At 67.9% G+C, this 22,916-nt stretch carries 18 protein-coding genes; 5 read left to right on the forward strand and 13 right to left on the reverse strand.

Annotation, left to right across the window (positions count from 1 at the left end; genetic code table 11):
• Position 1: 1 nt before the first annotated feature.
• From AC1PPK_RS08650 to ftsY, 11 genes are all read right to left on the reverse strand, one after another.
• Complete coding sequence (locus AC1PPK_RS08650) at positions 2 to 1,042, reverse strand: hypothetical protein (protein ID WP_481117433.1); 1,041 nt, start codon at positions 1,040 to 1,042, stop codon at positions 2 to 4.
• Positions 1,039 to 1,467: a hypothetical protein gene (locus AC1PPK_RS08655; protein WP_481117434.1), complete on the reverse strand. Its 429-nt coding sequence runs from the start codon at positions 1,465 to 1,467 to the stop codon at positions 1,039 to 1,041. Before AC1PPK_RS08655 ends, AC1PPK_RS08650 begins: the two co-directional genes overlap by 4 nt.
• 782 nt (positions 1,468 to 2,249) lie before the next feature.
• A complete protein-coding gene (locus tag AC1PPK_RS08660; RefSeq protein ID WP_481117435.1) occupies positions 2,250 to 3,086 on the reverse strand; it encodes a hypothetical protein in 837 nt (278 codons plus the stop codon).
• Positions 3,087 to 3,090: 4 nt separating this feature from the next.
• The gene (locus AC1PPK_RS08665; RefSeq protein ID WP_481117436.1) at positions 3,091 to 3,483 is read right to left on the reverse strand and encodes a hypothetical protein; all 393 of its coding nucleotides are present in this window, start codon (positions 3,481 to 3,483) and stop codon (positions 3,091 to 3,093) included.
• A 62-nt stretch (positions 3,484 to 3,545) separates the two neighbouring features.
• Positions 3,546 to 4,976 (reverse strand): phage tail sheath subtilisin-like domain-containing protein, encoded by a 1,431-nt coding sequence (locus AC1PPK_RS08670; protein WP_481117437.1) that lies wholly within the window; start codon positions 4,974 to 4,976, stop codon positions 3,546 to 3,548.
• A 132-nt stretch (positions 4,977 to 5,108) separates the two neighbouring features.
• On the reverse strand, positions 5,109 to 8,714 hold the full coding sequence (locus AC1PPK_RS08675) for an nSTAND1 domain-containing NTPase (protein WP_481117438.1): 3,606 nt from the start codon (positions 8,712 to 8,714) through the stop codon (positions 5,109 to 5,111).
• Positions 8,711 to 10,198, reverse strand: coding sequence for a TIR domain-containing protein (locus tag AC1PPK_RS08680; RefSeq protein WP_481117439.1), 1,488 nt, complete (start codon positions 10,196 to 10,198; stop codon positions 8,711 to 8,713). The genes AC1PPK_RS08675 and AC1PPK_RS08680 overlap by 4 nt, the downstream gene beginning before the upstream one ends.
• Positions 10,195 to 11,040: a formyltransferase family protein gene (locus tag AC1PPK_RS08685; RefSeq protein ID WP_481117440.1), complete on the reverse strand. Its 846-nt coding sequence runs from the start codon at positions 11,038 to 11,040 to the stop codon at positions 10,195 to 10,197. Before AC1PPK_RS08685 ends, AC1PPK_RS08680 begins: the two co-directional genes overlap by 4 nt.
• A gap of 1 nt (position 11,041) precedes the next feature.
• Positions 11,042 to 12,079: an ABC transporter substrate-binding protein gene (locus tag AC1PPK_RS08690; RefSeq protein ID WP_481117441.1), complete on the reverse strand. Its 1,038-nt coding sequence runs from the start codon at positions 12,077 to 12,079 to the stop codon at positions 11,042 to 11,044.
• Complete coding sequence (locus AC1PPK_RS08695; RefSeq protein ID WP_481117442.1) at positions 12,076 to 14,403, reverse strand: MFS transporter; 2,328 nt, start codon at positions 14,401 to 14,403, stop codon at positions 12,076 to 12,078. The genes AC1PPK_RS08690 and AC1PPK_RS08695 overlap by 4 nt, the downstream gene beginning before the upstream one ends.
• 122 nt (positions 14,404 to 14,525) lie before the next feature.
• The gene (gene ftsY, locus AC1PPK_RS08700; RefSeq protein ID WP_481117444.1) at positions 14,526 to 15,641 is read right to left on the reverse strand and encodes a signal recognition particle-docking protein FtsY; all 1,116 of its coding nucleotides are present in this window, start codon (positions 15,639 to 15,641) and stop codon (positions 14,526 to 14,528) included.
• 162 nt (positions 15,642 to 15,803) lie between these two features.
• Between ftsY and AC1PPK_RS08705 the strand changes: the two genes are divergently transcribed.
• The 5 genes from AC1PPK_RS08705 to AC1PPK_RS08725 are packed head-to-tail and all read left to right on the forward strand — an operon-like array spanning position 15,804 to position 19,866.
• Positions 15,804 to 17,174, forward strand: coding sequence for a M16 family metallopeptidase (locus AC1PPK_RS08705; protein ID WP_481118197.1), 1,371 nt, complete (start codon positions 15,804 to 15,806; stop codon positions 17,172 to 17,174).
• A 28-nt stretch (positions 17,175 to 17,202) separates the two neighbouring features.
• Complete coding sequence (locus AC1PPK_RS08710; protein ID WP_481117445.1) at positions 17,203 to 18,543, forward strand: M16 family metallopeptidase; 1,341 nt, start codon at positions 17,203 to 17,205, stop codon at positions 18,541 to 18,543.
• Positions 18,540 to 19,076 carry a 16S rRNA (guanine(966)-N(2))-methyltransferase RsmD gene (gene rsmD, locus AC1PPK_RS08715; RefSeq protein WP_481117446.1) on the forward strand — a complete coding sequence of 179 codons (537 nt, stop codon included), beginning with the start codon at positions 18,540 to 18,542 and terminating at the stop codon, positions 19,074 to 19,076. The genes AC1PPK_RS08710 and rsmD overlap by 4 nt, the downstream gene beginning before the upstream one ends.
• A gap of 31 nt (positions 19,077 to 19,107) precedes the next feature.
• Complete coding sequence (gene coaD / locus AC1PPK_RS08720) at positions 19,108 to 19,593, forward strand: pantetheine-phosphate adenylyltransferase (protein ID WP_481117447.1); 486 nt, start codon at positions 19,108 to 19,110, stop codon at positions 19,591 to 19,593.
• 21 nt (positions 19,594 to 19,614) lie between these two features.
• Complete coding sequence (locus AC1PPK_RS08725; RefSeq protein ID WP_481117448.1) at positions 19,615 to 19,866, forward strand: YfhL family 4Fe-4S dicluster ferredoxin; 252 nt, start codon at positions 19,615 to 19,617, stop codon at positions 19,864 to 19,866.
• Positions 19,867 to 19,961: 95 nt separating this feature from the next.
• On the opposite strand, the gene AC1PPK_RS08730 is transcribed toward AC1PPK_RS08725, so the two are convergent.
• On the reverse strand, positions 19,962 to 21,911 hold the full coding sequence (locus AC1PPK_RS08730; protein ID WP_481118198.1) for a dynamin family protein: 1,950 nt from the start codon (positions 21,909 to 21,911) through the stop codon (positions 19,962 to 19,964).
• Between the two features lie 104 nt (positions 21,912 to 22,015).
• Positions 22,016 to 22,825 (reverse strand): bifunctional DNA-formamidopyrimidine glycosylase/DNA-(apurinic or apyrimidinic site) lyase, encoded by an 810-nt coding sequence (gene mutM, locus AC1PPK_RS08735; protein WP_481117449.1) that lies wholly within the window; start codon positions 22,823 to 22,825, stop codon positions 22,016 to 22,018.
• Between the last annotated feature and the right edge of the window lie 91 nt (positions 22,826 to 22,916).

Genomic DNA, 22,916 nt, shown 5'->3' on the forward strand with positions numbered 1-22,916 from the left:
TTCAGAAGCCCAGCCGGGTGGTGGTGCCGCGCTGGCGATCCAGCAGGTGGCGGACGTGGCGGACGCGCAGCGTGCCGCCCTGGCCGAGCAGGCTGGCGGCGGCATGGTCGGTGGGTAGGGCGTCAATGGAGACGAGGTCGCCGGGTTGGACCTTGGGGGCGGCGAACACTTCCAGGCTGCCGCCGAGCAGGCGGGTGGCCAGGCTGGTGGCCCAGGCCTTGGCGACGGCTTCGACGGCCTCGCCGGAGCGCAGTGCGCCTTCCCGGAGCCGGAACGGGCGCGTGCCGAGCTTGCCGGCCTGGACCTGGCCGTCGCTGCCGACGGCGGCCTTTGCGCTGACGCCAGCCAGGTCGGTGCTGAGCCAGTGGACCTTGTCGGCCCCCTTGGCACTGGCTGAGCCTTCACCCCACACCTCGATGCTGTCGAAGGCCGGGCTACATTTCTGGATGGCCAGCCGGATCACTGTTTCGCCGAACTTGAACCGGTGATCGGAGGCGCCGGTCTTCGGGGCGGCGCAGTGGATCTTGCCGTCGCCGTCGGCAAACAGGTCGGCGCCGCACAGCAGGGCCAGGCGGCGCAGGTGGCCGAGGGCCGTGGGGCCGCGGTGCAGCGCCCAGCCTGACAGGTCCGGTCCCTTGCTGATGGTGCCTGCCGACGCGCCGACCTGGCCGATCAGGTCCTTGATGATGAAATCGGCGGAGACGCTGTCGTAGGCGCCTTCCACTTCGTGGCGGCCGAGCTCGGCAATCGCGCCGTGGGCAATGAGGGTCTGGCCAGTAGCCCGGGCCGTGCTGTCGGCGAGCGCGCCGGTGAAGACGGTCTGTGCGCCATCGCCGACATCCAGCTTGACGGTGACGGCATCGCCGGCGTTCGGCGGCGCCACGTTGCTGTCCGCCAGCTCGATGGTGCAGGCCGCGCCTGGGCCGTCCATGTTCAGGTCGACGCACAGCTGCAGCAACTGGCGGTGGGATTCGCTGGCCTTGCTGCTGACCAGCACGCTGCCGATCTGTACCTGGTAGGCATTCTGGCGGACGGGCTTCATACGTCCAGCCCCTGGCGGCGGGCCGCATCGCGAAGCAGGGCGATGAGGGCCGTCTCGAGTTCCTGCGCGTCGCGGGGGGCCGAGCTCTCGCCGGCCAGCGCCACGCTGACGTGGAAATGGTTGTTGACGCGGGGGCCGGCCGCCATTGCGGGGGCCGGATTGTCGTCGCTGTCGCGCAGGCTGCTGTCGGTGAGTTGCCAGGCCTTGTCGAGCACGGGGGCCATCGCGTCGGCGACGCGTCCGACGGGCGCGTTGCGGGAAGACGATGCTACGGGCAGTGGGGCGGGCGCCGCGGTTTGTGACGGGCCCACTGCTTCCGGCGTGTCGCCGATCTGAGCTGACGGCGTGGTGGCTGCATCAGTGAGCGGTTTTTTCAGGCGCCAATGCCTCGGGCGTCGGCTGGAAGATTCGGGCGCGGTCGGCACGGCTTTTCCGGTCGTGGCGGCGGGTACCTCGCGGGCTTCCTGTTGTGAAGGCGTGCCAGGGGCCGGCTTGGCAACGGGGGGGGGGAAAGGTGTCGGACTTGGCTCCGCGTCCGCTGACGAAGGCGCGTCCGCTGCGAAGCGGGATGCTGGCGGAATGGCGCGCAGCAGCGCGGGAGCTCTGGTCGATCGTTCTGTGCTGACTTCGATGGAGGTCGGCGCCGCGATGGGGCTGCTTTCTTCCGGTGACGACACGCGTGCTTCCTGTCCCTCACGTTGGACTACCGGCTGCTCCGTCACGCCTGCCACCGGGCGCAGGAAGGGAGGGTGATGAAAGGCGGGGGCGGTGACCGGCTCTATCCGTGTTGTTGGCTGCGGGGCTTGGTGTGGCGAGACGGGGTTGTCGGCGGATTGCCGGGGATGAGGAGCAGGCGGACGGGCTCCGTCACGCGTCGATTGGAAGTGCGCGTGGTTCGCCGGTTCGTTTGTCCTCGCGGGAGGATGCGATGCTGCGTCAATCACCGCGGGGATGGAGATGGGCCGGTCGATGCTTGGCGACGTTTCCTGCTTTGCCTGCTTCTGGGGGCGAATGCCGTGGGCGGGCTCCTGCTGGGCTGTCACGCTTGGGGGAGCAGCAGCGGGCGTGCCGGAGGACAGGGGCGCGGGGTACTCCTCTTCATCGTCCGGAGCAGCGTCCACCTCCAGCGTGAGATTCCGCCGCGCTTCCTCCAGGCTGCGGGCCAGGGGCTGGAGAATGCGGGCGACGAGGAGCTCGGTGCCGGTCGTCACCGGGACATCCTTTCCACGGCCTCATCGTCACCGTCATCGTCGATGCGGATCACCGTGGCGTCCGGATGATCGGCCAGGCGCCGGGGCGTCGGCGGGGCGGGTTGCAGCAGGTCGAGCATGCGCAGCAGGCGGTCCACCTCGGCGGCGGGCGTCGCCCACACCTTGGTGGGCGTCCAGCCCAGCACCTGGCACAACCGCAGGGTGCGGGCGGCGCATTGGCGGGCGGCTTCGCCACCTTGCAGCAGGTGGTCGGCTTCCTCGTCAATAACATTGAGGGCCACGGTGGCGTGGAGCAGCAGGGCGGTGGCGCGGGCGTCGAGATCGTCCAGGCCGGCCGGTGCATCGAGGGTGACCACCGACGCGTCGACCATGCCCTCCAGGTAGCGCACCGGGTCGAACCAGCTGTCGTCGTGCTCTCCGGACAGGCTCGCGTCGAGGGCGGCGAGGCGCTGGTGCTCAGTCCAGGGGCGCAGGCGCACGCGGGCCGGATTGTCGTAGGTGCCGAGATCGAGCCATTCCCCTTCGACCGGCGGCTGAGCGAGGGGCGCATCGCCGCCTGCGGCCCACCACAGGGCGATGGGGGCGAGTTCGCGACGGGCCGCATCATCCGCGGCCACGTCGGTGAGCACCGCATCGCAGAGGACTCGGCTGTCGAGGCGCAAGCCCACCGCGGAGGGCGCGGTGCACAGGCGAAGGGTGTCCATGTGACGGCGATAAGTCCAGGGTTGAAGGGTGACGGCCAGCGTGTCGGTGGCGACGCCGAGGGGCCGGTGGAAGCCCGCGAAGTCGAGCCTGTAGGCGGTGCCGGCGAGGTTCAGCTCCAGCGGACCCAAGGGCTCATTCCTCGCGGATCCGCGTCGCGCTAAAGGTGTAGGCGGTGACGACCGTGCCGCCGGCGCCGAGGCTGAAGGCTTTGTCCTCGATGTAGCAGTCGTCGAAGGAAACGGTGCGCTTCGGCGAGTCGGCGGCGTCGTCCTTCTTGAGGTTGGCGACGAGTTGGAAGCGGGCCTGCTTGTCCAGGTGACCGTCTAGCTTGAAGCTGGCCGAACGGACGGTGATCTCGCCCTGCACGGTGCGCAGGCCGAAACTCACTGCAACGCGTTCGTCACTGCCCACGGCGCGGATGTCTTCGCGTTCGGTGACGACGCGGTAGGCCAGGGACTGCAGGCCTTCGATGGCTTCGCCGTCGACCAGCACGCTGGAGCGATTGGCGGAAAAAACGGTCGGCATGGCAGGCTTCTCCGGAGAGGCTGGGGGCTACTGGGAAAACGGCGGCTTGGGCTGAGTACGGTTCAGACCTGGACCAGGACCGTGGCGTAGATGTAATCGATGGCCCGGACCGGGCGGACGGCCAGATCCACGCGGACGATGCCTTGGGCGAAGTCCTGCTGGCTCGAATAGACGTTGAGCTTGAAGGCTGGGTCGGTGCCGTCGGTAGAGGGCACGATGGCGCCTTCCTTTTGCATCTGGACGAGGAATTCGACCAGCTTCTGCTTCAGGGCACCGCGGCCTTCCTCGTTGTTGAGGCGGCCGATGAAGAGCTCGCCGATGGTCTTGACGCCACGTACCGCGTGGTCGGCGACCCGGCGCACGCTGATCTGGTCGCCGTCGGTGGTGAGGCCGCGGATCACGATAATGCCGCGGCCGCGTTGGGCGACGATGGGCACCACATTCTTGCGCAGGAGCTCCTGCTGGGCTTCCACGCCCAGCGCGGGGGCGGGCTCGCCGAGGCCGGACAGGCGCTTGAAAGTGGGGGACTGGAAGTAGTCGAGGCTGCCGGTGGTGCCGGCCACTGCGCCGACGACGCCGGCCGGGGCAACCAGCACGAAGCGGTCGGAGACCAGTGTGCCAGTGAGCTTGTCGGCGGCGGTTGCAATCTCTGCGGAGCTGGCGCCGGGGACTTCGCCGAAGCCGATGCGGCCCTGGCTGCGGGCGCTCATGCGGTCGCAGTGGCTGATCACGTCGGCATAGATGCGGCCGACCCGGGTGGCATCCTTGGTGTCCTGTACAGAGACCAGCACCATGTCCACGTCGGCCTCGTTCTCGAGCTGGGCGAGGGCCTGGCGGTAGGCGTCGGGATCTGCATCGCTGGCACCGGCCAGCGCGTAGGCGGCGGCGTTGCTGTCCTTGATGTCGGGGCTGTCCTTGGGAGCCTTGAGCTTGTCGCGCTCCTCGCTGATACGCAGCAGCTGGGACTGGGTGGCGAGTACGTCGCGGGCGTTGCGGATCTGGTCGGCCGGGTCGGCGGACAGGTTGCGGTGCACTTCCTTGTAATCGCTGCCGGCGTAGCGGGCGGTGAGGTCGAACACCGTGCGGGTTTCGTCCTCTCCGCTGTCGAGCTTCTTGCCGGTGGGCACCTGGCGGGACAGGATGCTGACCGAGATGGCGTTACCCCACGGCCCCGGGGCGCGGGCGACGAGGGTGAAGGCCGTGGCGTTGCCGGCGGTGGCCGGGAGCTTGACGCTCGCCGTGCTGCTGCAGGCAACCGGACAGACGACCAGTTCGAAGACGCCGTTGCCGAGGGCCTGGGCTGCTTCGGGCAGGCTGAAGGCGCTGGCCGCGCCGAAGCCGTCGATGAAGCTGCGCCAGCTGGCTGCCCGACCGACGCCGGCGGCCGGGTTCTCGACGATGCCGACCAGCCCCAGGACGCCCGATGGGGCGAGCTGAGGGGCGAGGACTTCCTTGACGACCTTGACTTCGACGCCGGGGATGATCAGTGCCATGGGATGTCTCCTCCCGATCCTGTCTGTTGGAAAGCGGCGCCGATTGTACAGGTGTTTATGCTTTTGTCATCAACTTTCGGGGCGCTGCGATTCGCGATCTGATTACTCAGATTAGATGCAGTCTTGCCTATGTCAAGGGTGGAGCGATGGCGTGGATGAACAGGCGGAAAGCGGGCGCCCGGTAGCGAGGGGCGGGATCCGGCCGATCAGCGAGCATGCCAGGCGGACCCATTCGGAGGGCGTGCCGCTGGAGAGGGTGATGCCACCCTGCCAGTCTGCCGAGGCGAGACCCAGGCCGTTCGGTAGCCAGGCCAGGGCCAGGATGGGGCTGCCGTGGTGGAGGAGGGGGGCGTGCAGGGCCTGGTCGGTGGCCGTGTCCCACAGGCGTAGCCGGCCCTGCCGATCGAAGCCGGCCAGGGTCTGGCCGTCCGGAGAAAGGGCCAGGCCGAGCAGCGTGCCGCCTGCGCTGCCGAGCGGTGTGGAGGGAGTGGCGTCGGCATTCCAGCGCAGTAGCCCCTGTTGCTGGCTGGCGATGAGGAGTTGTTTGCCGCCAGGTAGCCAGGCCGTGCCATACAGGGCGCCGCTGCCGACCGCGGCCTGGCTGGCGAGTTGCCGTCCGTCGCGACTGTCCCATACGCGGGCCTGGCCGTCGTAGCCCACGCTGACGAGACGCCGCGAGTCTGAAGAGAAGCTCAGGCTGGCTATTGGGCCGCCGTGTTCCGGCTGCACGTCGAGGCGCGTGGCGGCAGGCATCTTCCACAGGTGGATGTACCCATCCCGCCCGCCGGCTGCGAGGAGCTGCCCATCGGGGCTGAAGATCGCCCGCTGCAGTGCTGCTCCGTCCGCCAGCAGGGTGCGCGGCGGCTTGTCGCCATCCGCATCCCATAACAGCAGGCGCCCGTCCTGGCCGGCGCTGGCGAGGTGCTGGCCGTCGGAGCTGAAGTCCAGGCTGCTTACCAGCGCGGTGTGGCCGTCATGGGGGGCGCCGACCGGAGTGCCGCTGTTCCCGTCGCGCCATTGCAGGTGGGCCCGGGCATCGGCGCTGACCAGGCGTCGTCCGTCGGGACTGAAGGCCAGCGCCCACACGGTGTCCTTCGTGGGCGCCAGCGGTTTGCTCAGCGGGCCATGGCCGCTCGTGTCGTGGCGGATCAGCAGGTCGTCGCTGCCGCCGGTGAGAAAACTGCCGTCGGGCAGGAACAGTACGGCCAGCGCATCGCCCGTGTGGCCGGGGCGCTCCAGGGCGGCGCGGCCGGGCTGGGTGAGGTCATGGACACGCACCTGGCGCTGCTCGCCCACCGCCACGATGTGGCGTCCGTCGGGGCTGAAGGACAGTTTGCGCACCCCGGCTTCGTAGCCACCGAGCGGGTCGCCGAGCTGGATCAGACGGGGTGCTTGCCACAGCAGTACATGCCGGTCCGCGCTGGCGGTGGCGATGGTCTTGCCGTCCGGTGCAAAGGCCACGTCATGCAGCACGGCGGGGTGGCTGGCGCGGGCGAGCGGGGTGTTGCTGCCGTCGAGGCGCCACAGGAACAGGTTGCCGTCGTAGCCCACCGAGGCCAGGGATTCGCCATCGGGGCTGAAGGCCAGGCCGGTGACGGTGTCCGCGTGGGCCAGCAGTGGGCTGCCCAGCGGCGTGCCGCTGAGTCCGTCGCGCAGCACGATGCGCCGGTCGGCGCCGGCAGTGGCGAGGTAGCGGCCGTCCGGGCTGAATACCAGGGCATGAACCGGGCCCTCGTGGTCGTCGAGGATCACACGGGCGCGACGCTCGGCCACCTGCCACAGCACGATGCGGTGATCGGCGTCGGCGCTGGCGAGGGTCCGGCCGTCGGGGCTGAAGTCGAGGGCCAGCACGGCATTGGCGTGGGCCTGCAGGGTGGCGACGACATTGCCGCCACGCCACAGCCGGATGCTGCCGTCCTTGCCACCGCTGGCGACGAGCTGTCCGTCGGGGCTGACGGCCAGGGCCTGTACGCCTTTCTGGCCGGCCTGCCACCAGTCGAGGGGCGATTGGGAGAGGGCGGCCAGCAGGCTGTCACGGGCTTCGAAGGTCGGTTCGCGCTCGTAGCTGGCGGCGGCCAGCTGCAGTGCGCCGGCCAGGTTTCCGATGGCCAGCTCGCTGGAGGATTCGGCCGCCAGCTGGCGCGACAGAGCGATTTCGCCAGCCTTCTCGGCCCGCTGCCACAGGAAGCCGGTGACGCCCGCGACCAGCATGGTGGCGATGATGGCGACGACCGTGACGCGCCACACCCGCTGGTTGCGGCGTCGCTCGGCCTCCACGCGCCTTTCGGCTGTTGCCCGCGCCTGCTCGGCGGCTGTGGCCTCGTCGCGGGCCTGGCGGCTGGCGTCGAGGAAGGCCAGCGCGGGTTCGAGGGCGTGGCCGTACTGCCGGGCCCAGGCAGGGGTCGGCTGCGTGCGGGTCTGCCAGTCGAGGGCGAACTGCAGTTCCGGGTCGCGCCACAGGCTGGCTTCGCCGACGGTATGGAGGTCGGTGGCATCGGCCAGGCGGCGCAGCATGCGTGCCGATTCGGCCTCCCGCGCGCCCCAGTCGCGCAGGCGATCCCAGATGCGCATCAGGCTTTCGTGAGCCAGGTCCACAACGCTGCCGGGCTGCAGCGGGACGTCGGCGGGGGGCATCAGGAAGGCTATGCCGGGCGCCCGGAATGGTGCCAGCGTGGCGTTCAGTTCGGCGGCGTCGGCTCCGGCGATGGCGGCCAGATCGCCGAAGCGGGTCGGCCGGCGGATGCCGCGGCTGTCGGTGCTGGTGTCGGTCAGCGCGCGGAAGGCACGGGCGCAGGTGGCCTGTTGCACCGCCGGCAGGCCGGTGTAAATCTCCTCTGCATGCAGGTTGAGGGCCTGAGCGAGGGTGCCGATGGCGTCGTAGTGGCGGCCGTCGATGGGGCTCGCGTCGCCGCTGGCCAGCCAGTGGGCCCAAGTGCGAGCGAGGGCGTGCTGGAGCAGGGAGAGCTGGTCCGGGTCGTCACCCACGTCATTCACCAGGCGGGTTAGCAGCGTCGGTGCGATGTCGGCGCCGAAGACCCGGGCCGGCCCGACGATGGCGGAACGGCGTTCGGCGCGGTTCATCCGCGGCACCAGGTACTGGCCGCCGTTGATGGTCTCCGGCAGGCCGGAGAAGCGCGCGCAGTCGCCGAGGAAGTCGGAGCGCATCGTCATTACTATGTGGATCGGCACGTATTCCTGGCGGGCTTCGAGCAGCAGATTGACGAAGGTGGTGGCCTGGTCTTCCTGCTGCTCGCCCAGGTTGCGGTAGCGGAAGAGCTCCTCGAATTGGTCTACCACCACCAGCAGCTGCGTACCCGCGGGCAACGCGGCTTGCCGGAAGGCGTCGATGAGGCCGCGGCGGCTCATCGCCAGCGTGGCCTCGATGAGCTCTGCGGCGCTGAACGGCCCCGGTGGTGCCGCCAGGTGCAGCGCGCCGGGCTGAGCGAGAGCTTCGGCTAGCGCACGCAGGGGCTGGCCGCCGGGTCGGCAGCTGGCCACCCGCCAGGCGCTGCCGGCGCTGGCCAGCAGGCCCCGGTGCAGGGCTGGGCGCAGGCCGCAATTGACGAGGGAGGATTTGCCGCAGCCGGAGCTGCCGATGACGGCCAGGAAGCGCTGGCGGGCGAGGGTGTCCACCATCGCGTCCACCTGCGCCTCGCGGCCGAAGAACAGGTATTCCTCTTCCTCCCGGAAGGGACGGATGCCTGGATAGGGGCAGGTCGGTACGCCAGTCTGGCTCATGACGTCACCTCCAGGCCGAGAGCGGTCACGAGGGGCGTCAGCGCCTGCAGGGCGATGCCGTTCAGGCCGTCGAGGGTGTCCGCATCGGCGAGGGCCTGCAGCACTTCCTTGTCGTCGCTGAGCGGCGGTGCGAGCAGCGTGAAGCGGGCGCGCAACGGACGCTGGCGGTCCTGCCCCTGCAGTTTGCGCAGTTCGTTTTCCTGGTGGTACTTCCAGGTCTCGTCGCCTGCCCCGTAGTAGAGGATCAGAGCGTCGCAGTCGAGCACATGCTGTCGGTTGGCCTCGCGGACCTCCGCGGCGTCGCCGGTGAACAGTGGCAGCGTGACATCGAGGCCCAGCCCGCGCAGTTGCTTGATGAGCGGGACGCTGTCCTTGCGGTCGCGGGCGTCGCACACCAAATGGACCCGCGGCGCGCTGGCGGCGCCAGTTTCGGTGGGTGGATCGGGGGCCGCTTCGGGTTTCTTCAACGCGGCATGGATGGCGGCCTTGAGGGTTTCCAGATCGCCGTTCACCAGATCGGCGCCCAGTTGCAGCGCGGCATCCTGCTGAAGGGCGTCGATGAAGGTCTGCTGGGCCGCTTGTGTGCCGGTCGTGCCGGAAGGGAGCCAGATCACGCGGCGCAGGCCGGCCTTGCTGCGTTCGGCTGCCAGCCGGTTTTGCAGCACGACGACGGACTCGGCGCTGTCGCCGTCCGGTACGCGCCCGTAGCCTTCGCCGATCAGGTGGATCGACAGCGTGCAGCGTTCCAGTAACCCGGCGACCGCGGCCCGGTGCTCGTCCTCGTCGTCCGGCAGGCGCCGGTCGGGTAGCACGGTGTAGCCACAGCACGACAGCTCTGCCTCGATGCATTCGCGGGCGTCGCGGCGGTCGCGGCTGCATTCGGCGAGGAAGACGGCGGGTTTGGCCGCCTGGGTGGCGTCGTTGGCGGCGGTCTGCTGCTGGAGTTGTGCGAGCTGGGCGGCCAGATCCCAGGCGAGCTTGTTGGCCTTGCGCAGGAAGGCCTGGCGGGGTTGGTCGCCGTAGGCGGGGTCCAGCTCGCGGGGCGTGCGGTCTTCGTCGAATTCGAAGAACTCATAACCGAGCAGCTGGCCGACGGCTTCGGGCAGCGCGCCGCTGCCGTCGATCGGCAGCTTGAGCACCTTGATGACGCGGGCCTTGTTGCCGACCACCAGGCGGTGTTCGTCTTCGGCCTGCTGGCAGAACCTGGTGATCTCGCGGGTGCACCATTCGGACTTCAGGTAGCGCGGCGTCAGCACCGATACGAACAGGGCAGTGCGCGATAGCTGGTCGAGGATCTCGTCGGAGAACACGTCGTTGCCGCGTAGCTTGTCGTCGCGCCAGATGTCGGCCGGGGTGCCCAGGCGCTGGCTGAGGAGGGTCTGCAGGGTGCTGTGGAACAGGCTCACCCACCCCAGCTGATCGGCCGTCAGCGGCTGGTTGTCCAGGTGGGCATAGCTGATGAAGACCTGCCGTTCGAAGCTCATCGGGTGATCGCCGGCGCGAGGGGGATGGACTGGCCCGGGGGGACGAAGCGCTGCAGCCAGTCGGCGTAGGTGACGGGACACCACAGCTGCAGGCCGAGGCTTTCCAGGTGGGCGAACTCGTCGGTGCTGGGCATCGAGCGGTAGCGCCGTTGCCGGCGGTCCTGCGGCTGGCCGACGGGGCGGTGTCCGGCGGCGCATTCGTCGATGACCGCGCGCAGCGTCGGGATGGCCAGCGGATAGAGCTCGCGCACCTGGCTGAGCAGGCAGCGCCGCGTTTCGATGGGGTGGCGGTGGATGCCCAGCAGCGGGCCGTCGTCGATGCCCGGGGTGATCCAGTGGACGCTGCAGGCGAAGGCGTCGGTGCCATCCAGCACGGCGCGCAGCGGCGCGTGCAGTCCGGCATAGACGGGCAACTCGCCGGGGTGGACGTTGAGCATGCCGAAGCGCGGGATGGCAATAGTGTCGGCGTCGAAGAGCAGGCTGAAGCGGGCGACGATGACCAGGTCCGGTTCCAGCGCCGCCATCCGCTGGCGGGCGGCATTACCGTTCACGTCGCTGACCACCTGGATGGGCAGTTTGTAGCGCTCGGCGAGGCCGGTGAAGGTGGCTTCGGCCGCGCCCGAGCCCGGCGGCAGCGCGTCGACCAGCGGGAAGACCAGTTCCTCCGGCAGTGTCCGTTCCAGGAAGCGTAGCGCGACCAGGCCCGGCACCGCATTTTCCGAGTCGCGGGCCTTGTCGGACAGCCAGACCTCCAGCACCTGGTGGCCCGTCAGGGCCGGCAGCAGGCGGTTGAGGAAATGCAGGCCGTGGAGATCCCGCTTCGAGCAGACCAGGATGCGCATGTCAGTGTTCTCCGCTGTCGATGCCGACGATCTCGGCGACGTCGAGCAGCTTGAGGGGCGGGTAGCGGCCGAGCTGGAGGGCGACCGGAAGGTTGATCAGGTAGGAGAAGTTGCGTGGCAGCGTCACCGGGATGTCTGCCGGCGCAGTCTTGTCGCGCAGGATGCGGACCGCCTGGGCGGCGGTGAAGCGGCCGACGTCCTCGTACTTGTTGACCACGCCGAACAGTGCGCGGGATTGCTGTACCGGTGCTTCGGCGGCGGCGAAGACGGGCAGGCCGCGGGCCAGTGCGCCGTCGGTGAGGGCGTCCCGGCGACTGTTGAGGAAACTGTCGGGGCCTTGGTAGAGAAGGTCCACCTTCTCGCGCGCGAGCTCGTCCACTAGCCCCGGCAGCGCATTGCCGTCCGGCGTGCCGGACGGGGATACCGGCAGCCGCCGTTCGACCAGCGTGAAGCCGTGGCTGGCGGCGATACCGCGGAGTTCGTCGCGGGTGCTGACCGAGTTGGACTCGGTCTCGTTGAGGATGTAGCCGATCCGCTTGAAGTCCAGGTAGCTGCGGGCGGCCTTGATCTGGGTCTCGACCGGCAGAAGGTAGAGGGTGCCGCTGACGTTGCGGCGCGGGCGGGCGAGGGTGGGCACGATGCCGGCGGCGACAGGGTCGGAGACGATCATGAAGAGTACCGGCCGATAGGTAATGTGGCGCCGGGGATCGACATGCCGCCAGTCGCCGACCGCCTCCTGAGTGACTGTCGTGCCCCAGGTGACGACCAGGTCGGGTTTGCTGCGGCGGACCTCGTCCACGAAGCCGGCGACGCGGCGCTTGTCCTGGGCTGCGTCGCGTAGCGTGAATTCGGCGGCGATGCCGTGCTGGCGGAAATAGGCCTGGAAACCGCGGCAGGCTTCCTCGCAACCGCGAAACAACAGCATCGTGATGCGGTAGGGGGCGGCCTCGGTCGCTGGCTTTGCACTGGCCGGCAGCGGGGCCAACAGCGCGGTGGCTGATGCGGCGACGGCGAGCAGCAGGCGGAGCGGGACGTTCACGCGGCTTTCCTTTTCTGAGGCTGGAGGAGCGCAAATCCGAGGGTGGCGCCGATGACCAGCGCGCCTATCGTTGCCATCACGCCGCCGTAGGCAAGCAGCGCCAGCAGGCTGCCGGCCAGCAGCGGGCCGATCACTGCGCCGAGGCGCTCGACGGTGCGTAGCAGCACCACGGCGGCCGGGCCGCTGCGCCCCAGCATGGCCTGTAGCGCGGCGGCGGACAGGCCGGTACCGATGCCGAGGGCCGCGATGCCGGCGAACAGCGCCGGGGCGCCGCCGAGCAGGCCGGTCAGCCCGCCGAGTCCGATCACCAGCCCGCCGAGGGCGACCAGGCCTCTTTCCCAGCCGTAGTGGTCGGCCAGCCAGGATGCCAATGGATTGCAGGCGGCAGCCAGCAGAAAATACATCATCATGGCTCTGCCGGTCAACCCGCTGCCGAAGCCTTCCTGTTGCAGCGCGAGCGGAACCAGATAGAACAGGAAGCCGGCGAGGGCCAGTTTGGCCGGCAGGGCGGCGGTGAGCAGCGGGGCCAGTATCCGGCGCTGGAACAGCAGCCCGAGCAGGGGCGGGGAGGCGCTGGCCGTGGCCGGCGCTGGAGGACTGTGGTCCAGGCGCTGCACGAGCAGCGCCAGCAGGCTCATGCCGGCGGCGCCGGCAAAGACGGCGGCGGCACCGAACTGCTCGGCCAGCAGGCCGCCGATCGGGGCGCCGCAGATTGCCGCCGTCTGCACCGCGCCGACGAACAGTGCGAGAGCACGGGCCCGCTCGCCGTCGGCCGCGGCGCGCAGGAAATGCTGCTGCATGGCCATAGTGCCGATAGCGTAGCCCGCCGCACACAGGCAGCGGGCGGCGACGAAGGCCATATAGCCGCCACCGGCCAGCGCCCAGCCGAAGCCGGTGGCGGACAGCGCGGCGCCGATGGCGAAGGTGCGGGCGGTGCCGAAGCGCTCGGCCCAACGGCCGGCGAAGGGGGTCAGAAGGGCGAAGCTCGCCATGTAAGCGGAGATCGGCAGGCCGACCGCTGTGGCCCCGTGTTCGCCGGCTGCCTGGGCCAGGCCGACGATATGCAGCGGCAGGAAGGCGCGGGTCAGCTCTTCCGACAGGATTAGCAGGAACACCGCCAGCCGCGCCAGGCCGAGGCGGCCGCGGCCGGCGGAGGCTGGGTCGATATGATCGCCGGCAAGGATCGCGCCGAGGGTTTCGTTGAACAGCACGACGGCGACGAGGAACACGATGGCCAGGTCGAGGGCCTGGCTGAGCATCTCCCGATGAACCACGTGGCTGTCGGTGCTGGCTGTCAGCAGCGCCAGGGCTTGGCCATCCGGGCCGCTGACGGCGGCCTCGACGCTGTGGCCGGGTTCGCCCGGGTGTTCGCGCAGATATGTGTGCGTGGAGCCTTGCAGGCGTAGGGAAAGGATCTCCGGGTGGCGGGCGAGGGCATCGTCGAAGTAGGCCTCGACACCGTTCAGGTGTTCGAAGGGGATGCCGAGGGCGAGCGCGTTGGAGATCCGTCCGGCCAGCGTGCTGGCCAGGATGTGCGCCTTGGCATCCAGGGCCGGGTGCAGGCGTTCGGAGAAGCTCGGCAGTGTCTGAATGCTGAGGGCCAGACTGCTGGTGACGGCAAGTAGCAGGGCGGCGGCGAGGATGCGCAGGCGCAGTCTTGCCCTCTGGCGGCCCCAGCGGGCCGCCGCCGCCAGCAGCAGGGGCAGCGCGACGGCGACTCCCGCCAGCGTGGCGAGCAGACGGGGCCAGGCGGCGTGGCGGGCAACCTGCAGGGTGTCCGACAGCGCGCCGGCATCGACGTCGAACAGCACACCGCCGACGACTTCTCCGTCGTTGTCGGCCAGGCGCAGTCCGACCCGCAGCGGCCCCTGTGCCGGCAGCTGCGACCACGCCCCCTTGCTCTTGAGGAGGGCATCGAGTTCGCTCCGCTCCGGGGGGCGTGTCGGCGTTCCGCTGCTGAACAGGGAAACGCCGTCCGCGGCGACGACATGGATGGCCATGATGTCCGGGTCTTCCGTCTGCAGGCGGGGCAGCAGGCGGCGGATGCCGGCTGACTCGGGGAGGAGCAGGCCGTTGGCGGAGCTGCGCTGGAAGGTGGCCTGGATCTGGTCCGCGGCGATGGCGATGCGGGAGACGGTGATGCCGACCAGCAGGTCGTGCTCTTTATGGAGCAGCAGCAGGGCCTGCAAGCTGAGCGCGAGGGCCTGGGCGGTGAACAGCAGCAGGCCGATGCGCAGCCAGTTGGCCAGCGGAAAGGGGGAGGCCGGTGCGTCGGCAAGGTGCGCCGTCCGGTTGATCGGGCGGGCGTCGGGGGTGGGCTGCATCCACGTCTCTCCGCGGCTGGGAGGGGCGTGGTTTGTTGTCCATCAGGTCCGCCCCGTCATTCCGGAAGAATAGGCGAGAACGCGGGGCGGTGCACGTCGCATATGACGTACGGCAGTTTGGGTCAGTCGGCCTGCTCGGTGGTGCCACCGACCGGCGTGAAAAGGGCGTCCACGAATTCCTTGGCCCGGAAGGTCTGCAGGTCGTCGATCTGCTCGCCGACGCCGATGAAGCGCAGCGGCTTCGGGCTCTGGCGGGCGATGGCGGCGACCACGCCGCCCTTGGCTGTGCCGTCGAGTTTGGTGAGGACCAGGCCGGTGACGCCGATGGCGGCGTCGAAGGCCTTGACCTGCTGCAGCGCGTTCTGCCCGATGTTGGCATCGAGCACCAGCAGCACCTCGTGGGGGCCGGAGGGCTCGGCCTTCTGGACGACCCGGCGGACCTTGGCGATTTCTTCCATCAGGTGCAGCTGGGTGGGCAGGCGGCCGGCAGTGTCGGCCAGCACGATGTCGATGTTGCGGGCGCGGGCGGCGTTGATGGCATCGAAGACCACGGCGGCGGGGTCGCCGGATTCCTGGGCGATGACGGCCACGCCGTTGCGTTCGCCCCAGGTCATCAGCTGTTCGCGTGCGGCGGCGCGGAAGGTGTCGCCGGCAGCCAGCAGCACGCTCTTGCCCTGGTTCTGGAAGTGCTTGGCCAGCTTGCCGATGGAGGTCGTCTTGCCGGACCCGTTTACGCCCGCAATCATGATGATGTAAGGCTTGTGGCCGCTGATCTCGAGGGGTTGCTCGAGGGGGGCGAGGATGGACAGCAGACCTTCGGCGAGGGCGCCCTGCAGCTGGTCGGCGGTTTCCAGCTTGTCGCGCTTCCAGCGCAGGCGCAGTTCCTTCAGCAGGTGCTGAGTAGCCTCGACGCCGCAGTCGGCCATCAGCAGCGTGGTTTCGAGTTCTTCGAGGAGGTCCTCATCGATCTTGCGGCGGGAGAGCAGGCTGGTCAGGTTGCCGAGGCCGCCGCCGATCTGCTCGCGGGTGCGGGACAGACCGGCGCGCAGGCGGTCCATCCACGAGCGCTTCTTTTCGGGCTCGGGCGCCTGGGCTGCCGCAACGGGGGCCGGGGTCAGCACCGGCGCTTGCGGCGTGGGCGTGGCGGGGATGTCCGCCTGTGGCGCAGCGGCCGGCGTTTCGGGGGCCGCTGCCGGGCTGTCGCCGGGCTTGAGGGCTTTCTTGAGGAAACCAAACATGGGGTGCTGAGTCTGAAGGTGGGTCGATCGGACCGGCGCATGGGGTGAAAAGGCCCGTCATGTCCGGTTGGCCGGGTCGTCGGAATGCCGCTATGATGCCGCGCCACACGCCGGCCAGCGGCCATTGTTCTTCAATTTTACCAGATGCTTCAACAGCCTATGATGAAACGCAGTTTGCGGATCGCCTCGTCCGCCGTCGCCCTTGCCGCGGCGATGGCCGCTCCGGCCTGGGCCAATCCCTACGAGACCGTGCTTCCGAATGGAATGAAGTTGATCGTCAAGGAAGACAAGCGGGCGCCGTCGGTGGTGCATATGGTGTGGTACAAGGTCGGGGCGATGGACGAGGTGGATGGTACCTCCGGCGTGGCCCATCTTCTCGAACACATGATGTTCAAGGGTACAAAGAAGGTCGGGCCCGGTGAATTCAACAGGCTCGTCGCCGCGGCCGGAGGCCGCGACAATGCCTTCACCAGCCAGGATTACACGGCGTATTTCCAGCAGGTGCCCAAGGAGGCGCTGGGCCGCATGATGACGCTGGAGGCCGACCGCATGGCCAATCTGCAGGTGACTGAGGCTGGGTTCAGCAAGGAGATCGAGGTCGTGAAGGAAGAGCGCCGCCTGCGCACCGACGACAAGCCGCGTGCGCTGGTCATCGAGCAGCTGATGGCCACCGCCTTCCAGGCTCATCCCTACCGCCGGCCGATCATCGGCTGGATGAGCGACCTGGACAACATGACCGCCCGCGACGCCCGTGAGTGGTACCAGCGCTGGTACGTACCCAACAACGCGACGCTGGTGGTGGTGGGCGACGTGGATCACCAGGCGGTCTTCAAGGAGGCGGAGCGCACCTACGGCCAGGTGAAGAGCCGTCCGCTGCCGGTGCGCAAGCCCCTCGTCGAGCCGGAGCAGACCGGGCCGCGGCGGACCGTGGTGAAGGCGCCGGCCGAACTGCCCTACGTGGCCCTGGCCTGGCGCGCGCCGACGCTGCGCGACGTGAAGGGGGACGACGATTACTACGCACTGCAGGTGTTGGCCGCTGTGCTGGACGGTTACGAAGGTGCCCGCCTGGCGAAGGACATCGTGCGCGGCAGCCGCGTGGCGGTGACTGCTGGTGCCGGTTACGACGGCTCGGCCCGCGGCGAATCCCTGTTCATCCTCGACGGGGCGCCGGCCGCCGGGAAGACGGTCGCCGATGTGGAGGCCGCGCTGCGTGCAGAGATCACCCGCATCCAGAACGAAGGCGTGTCGGAGGAGGAACTGCGCCGCGTGAAGGTCCAGGCGGTGGCAGGTCAGGTCTTCAAGCGCGATTCGTTGATGGGCCAGGCGATGGAGATTGGCATGGACGAGATGGTCGGCCTGTCGTGGAAGGATGACGACCTGATGCTGCAGCGCATCCGCGGCGTTACCGCGGAGCAGGTGCAGGCGGTGGCCAGGAAGTATTTCCACGACGATACCCTGACCGTCGCCCAGCTCGACCCGCTGCCGGTCGATCTCCAGGCCCGTGCCAAGGCTACGGCGCCGCATCAACACTGAGCACCCCTGTTTTCGAGGTGATTTCCTGATGATTTCCCGTTATCAACGTCTCGGGGCCGCGCTGGTGCTGGCCCTGGCGACCCTGTCGGCCCATGCCGGGCTGAACATCCAGACCTGGACCTCCGCCGGCGGCGCCAAGGTGTTCTTCGTCGAAACCCATGCCTTGCCCATCCTCGATGTGCAGGTTGATTTCCGTGCCGGTGGCGCCGAGGTGCCGGCCGGCAAGGCTGGCGTCGCGGGGCTGACCCGTTCCCTGCTCGATGCCGGAGCCGGCAGCCTGGATGAAGAGGCCATCGCCAACCGTGTCGCCGACCTGGGCGTGCAGATTGGTGGCGATGCCGACATGGATCGCGCGTCCCTGTCCCTGCGCACCCTCAGCAACCCTGAGGAACGTAACGGTGCTGTCGACCTGTTGGCCACGCTGATCCAGCAGCCGACCTTTCCGGCGGCCGTCGTCGAGCGGGAGAAGGCCCGCAGCATCGCCGGCCTGAAGGAGGCCGACACCCAGCCCGACGAGATCCTGTCCCGCCGCTTCGCCGCCGCGGTGTTTCCTGACCATCCCTATGGCCGCCTGCCGAGCGTGGACACGGTGTCGTCGATCACGCGCGACGATCTGGTGGATTTCTACAAGCGCAACTACACCGCCGCACGGGCCGTGGTGAGCATCGTCGGCGACGTGTCGCGAGCCGAGGCGGAAGCCATCACTACCCGCCTCATGAGCGGCCTGCCGGCCGGCGAGGCTCCGACCGCGACGATCAACACCACGCAGCCGCAGGCCCAGACCATCCGTGTGCCGAATCCCTCGGCGCAGGCCCACATCTCCATCGGCCTGCCTGGCATCCGTCGCGGCGACCCGGACTTCTTCCCGCTGGTGGTCGGCAACTACATCCTCGGCGGTGGCGGCTTCGTCTCGCGGCTGACCAATGAAGTGCGCGAGAAGCGCGGCTATGCCTATAGTGTCTACAGCTACTTCATGCCCCAACGTGACGTGGGTCCCTTCGAGATCGGCCTGCAGACCAAGGGCAGCCAGACCGACGATGCCCTGAAGGTGGTATCGGCGACCCTTGAGGAGTTTCTCGCCAAGGGGCCGACGGAGGCGGAACTGAAGGCGGCCAAGGACAACCTGATCAACGGTTTTGCGCTACGTCTCGATTCCAACCGCAAGATGCTGGAACAGGTGGCCGTCATCGGTGGTTTCGGCCTGCCGCTGGATTACCTGGATACCTACCGGGACAAGATCAAAGCGGTGACCGTTGCGCAGATCCGTGATGCCTTCAAACGACACGTGTCGCCAGCCCATCTGGTAACGGTAGTGGTCGGGGGCGAAGGCGACAAGACCGCGACGCTCAAGACGGGGGCCAAGCCTTGAGCCGTGTCCGTATCATTGGTGGTGAATGGCGCTCGCGCCTGGTAGACGTCAGCACCGTCAAGGGCTTGCGCCCCACGCCGGACCGGGTGCGTGAAACCCTGTTCAACTGGCTGGGGCAGGAGCTCGACGGTCGGCGCTGCCTGGATTTGTTTGCCGGAAGCGGAGCGCTGGGTTTCGAGGCGGCATCCCGCGGGGCGGAAAGCGTGACAATGGTCGAGCAGGACCCGGTGGCTTTCGCAGCCCTGCGTGACAACGCAAAAACCCTTGGGGCAACGTGTGTACAGCTTGTGCGGGGCGATGCGCTAAAATTCGCGCGCTCCGTGCCCCAGCCCTTCGATGTGGTGTTTCTCGATCCTCCGTACCGGATGGGCTGGATTGAGCGGATCGCTCCACTGCTACCCGACCTGCTGAGCAAGGAAGGAGTGGCCTATGTGGAAGCGGAGCATGGGATCGAGAACATCGACGGATTGACGCGAATCAAGCACGGAACGGCCGGGCAGGTGTATTACCACCTCTTTGCTGCCTGCGCCTGACGGCTGCGTGGTTTCAGGAAAGGGCTGCAGGATGAGGGACGGTATCGCGGTATATCCGGGGACTTTCGACCCCTTCACGCGGGGACACGAGGATCTGGTGCGGCGTGCGTCGCGCCTGTTTGAGCGGGTCATCGTCGGCGTAGCCACCAGTGGTGGCAAGGGGCCGATCTTTACCGTCGAGGAGCGGGTCGATATCGCCAGGGAAGTGCTGGCGGCTTACCCGAACGTGGAGGTGAAGGGTTTCTCGTGCCTGTTGATGGAGTTTCTCCATCAGAACGGCGCGCGCGTCATCCTCCGCGGCCTGCGTGCGGTGTCGGATTTCGAGTACGAGTTTCAGATGGCCGGCATGAACCGCAAGCTCTACCCGGACGTGGAAACGGTCTTTTTGACCCCCTCCGACGAGTTCATGTTCGTGTCGGCCACGATGGTGCGCGAGATCGCGCGGCTCGGCGGTGATGTAAGCAAGTTTGTGCAGCCTGGCGTACTCGAGCGGCTGCGTTTGAAGATCAACAGTTAGTAACGAAGGAAGTAAAGCAAAATGGCTTTGATGATTACCGACGAGTGCATCAACTGCGACGTCTGCGAGCCGGAATGCCCGAATGGTGCCATTTCCCAGGGTGAAGAGATCTACGTGATCGACCCGAACAAGTGTACCGAGTGCGTCGGCCACTTCGACGAACCCCAGTGCCAGCAAGTCTGTCCGGTGGATTGCATTCCTTTCAATCCGGAACACCCGGAGAGCAAGGAGGACCTGATGGAGAAGTTCCACAAGCTGACCGCCGAAAAGTAAGACGCGGCTTCAGCCCTGACGCAAAAAGGCCGGACGCTCCGACGGGAGCACCCGGCCTTTTTGCTTGGGTGCCGGACCGTGGCCCGGCACTGGGATCAGGCTGCCAGGGCTGCCGCGCCGCTGTCGGCCGGCATGTCGAGGGCGTGTTCGATGCGTACGGACAGCGTGTCGAGTTGACGGAGCTGCTGGACTAGCAGATCTTCGGCCTGTTGCAGTTCGCCAACCCGGTCTTCCAGCGTGTCGGTGGCCTGGTGGATGCGTTTGACGCTTTCCAGGCGGCGCTTGAGCTGCAGTTGGTATTCGCGGACCTGCGTTTCCAGCGGTGCCATGACGGCCCGCAGCCACTGTTCGGCATCCCGGTTGGCGATTTCGAAGGTGCGTCTTGCCTGAACGGCGACGGTTTCGAAGAACTTCTGCGTGAGGGTGTGCTTCTCGGTGGTGACGATGGTCAGCACTGTGTTGAACTGGTTGTTGAAGGCTTCTTCCAGACGCTCGATCTCCTTCTCGTAGCGCAGCGTCGAGAAGGAGGACGGTGCAGCCAGCTTGAGGCCGTGCTCGACGGTGAAGCGCTTGTACATGGCGTCGAGCATCTTGGAGATCTCTCCGACTTCGTCGGTGGATTTCCGGAGGTTGCCGCGCAGGTGTTCGAAGAAGCCCTTCATCGCTTCGCGCAAGCCGCGGGAGAAGGCCGCGTCGAGCATCGCCTCGCGGGTGCGCCGAGTTTCGTCGCGCAGTGCGTCGAGGCCCAGGTGGCCGAAGAGGTTGTTGGACAGGTTGGAGAAGACGCTACGCACCGCGTAGTACTTCTGCAGACCCTGTTCGAACTCGTCCTTCTCGGAGCGCACCTTGCGCATCATGTACTCGATGACGTTCTGGTTCTTGCCGCGCAGGTCGGTGAGTTCCTGCAACTGCTCGCGCAGGCCGGTGAGGCGGGCGTTGAGGAGTTCGCGGCTGCGGCTGACGATGTCGTTCACATCGCCATAGGTGTTGTCGCGAACGATGTCGCGCTTGGTTGGTAACAGCTCGGTGGACAGGGCTTCCTCGAGCTCGACGATGCGGCTGCGGGCGAGCAGGTCCTCATCGTTGTTAACCTTGGCGACCAAGCCCTTCTGCGCGGAGACCGGATAGACCTGGCTCGGGTCGATGTCCAGTGTGTCGGCGACGCTCGCGACCTGGCCACTGATTTCCCGCTCGATGTCGGCCTCGCTGCGCAGGCCGTCCCACAGGCCATCGATCTTGTTCAGGGCGACCAGACGGCCACGCTGGCGGCGGCCGGCGTTCACGTGCTCGCGCCAGACGGCCAGGTCACTCTGGGTGACGCCGGTGTCGGCGGCCAGGATGAACAGCACCGCGTGGGCATTGGGCAGCAGGTTGAGGGTCAGCTCCGGTTCGGCACCGATCGCGTTGAGGCCCGGCGTGTCGAGGATGACCAGCCCCTGTTCGAGCAGCGGGTGGGGGAACTGGATGATGGCATGGCGCCAGCGCGGGATCTCGATCTCGCCATCGGCGTCGGGGCGCAGGCCGGTGTCGCCGTTCTCATCGACCGGGAAACCCAGCTGGTCAGCCTCGGAGCGGCTGACCAGGCGTGTTTCACCGACCTGGGCGAGGGCCTGTTGGAGGCTTTCGGCGGAGCTGGTGTCGAGGGGGCGGACCTGCCATTCCTCAGGGTAGCGCTTGAGTTCGGTGATGCTGGCGTTGGTCTTGCGGCTCTCGATGGGTAGCAGCCGGATCTCCGGCTTGTCACCGGCCTTCCATTGCAGTTCGGTCGGGCACATGGTGGTGCGCCCGGCGCTGGACGGCAGGATGCGATTGCCATAGCCGGCGAAGAACACCGCGTTGATCAGTTCGGACTTGCCACGGGAGAACTCGGCCACGAAGGCGACGATCAGCTTGTCCTCGCGCAGTCGGTCGAGCAGGTATTGCAGGCGCAGGTCGGACTGGGCATCCCCGATTTCATTGAGGTGCAACCATTTGCGCAACTCCTCGATCCCGGTCGCGACGTCGCCGCGCCATTGGGTGTAGGCGGAGAAGTGTTCAGCAAGCATGTGGGCGTCTTTCACGGGCTTCATTCCTGGCTGGGCGCCGCTTCGTCGGCACGAATGTCGAATATCCCAAGCATAAACGTGAACGCTGCCGGCAGGAACAGCTTTCAATGCTGACAGCGTGGGCAATAAAAGGTGGCGCGCTGCCCCATGATGCGTTTGCGGATCGGCGTATCGCAACTGCGGCACGCTTCACCGTCGCGTCCATAGACGAAATACTGCTGCTGGAAGTAGCCCGGCGCGCCGTTGCTGCCGACGAAATCCCGCAGCGTGCTGCCGCCGGCGGCCAGTGCATCCTGCAGGGTCTCGCGGATGCAGGTGGCGAGGCGGGCGCAGCGGCGGGGGCCGAGTTCGCCCACTGGCTTGGCCGGATCGATGCCGGCGCGAAACAGGCTCTCGGAGGCGTAGATGTTGCCGATGCCGACCACGTGGGCGGCGTCCATCAGGAACAGCTTGACCGGTGTCCTGCGGCCGCGGCTTGCTGCATGCAGCCAGGCGCCGTCGAAGGTCTCGCCAAGGGGTTCGATACCCAGGCCGGTGAGCAGTGGATGTTCGGCGTCGCCGGCCTGCCACAGAACCAGGCCGAAGCGGCGCGGGTCGCGCAGGCGCAGCGCCCGTGCCCCGAAGACGATGTCCAAGTGGTCGTGCTTTTCGGGTGGATGGTCCGCCGCCACGATGCGCAGGCTCCCCGACATGCCGAGGTGGACGAGCAGGCTGCCGGTCGCGAAGCGGAACAGCAGGTATTTGGCGCGGCGCTCCACCGCCAGCAGGGTCTGGCCGGCGAGGACATTCCCGAGATCGGCGGGGATCGGGTGGCGCAGGCGGCCGTTGCGGATGAGGACTGTGCTGACGGTCGATCCGGCAAGTTCGGGGGCGATGCCCCGGCGGGTGGTCTCGACTTCGGGTAGCTCTGGCATGGGCGTGGGGATTGGATTTGCTTGGGGGTTTGCTTGCTTGGGGGCGGGGAAAGCGCCTAACATCCGGCGGGCCCCGAACCCTATTGTAATA

It is taken from the genome of Zoogloea sp. JDB1 (assembly GCF_056724025.1).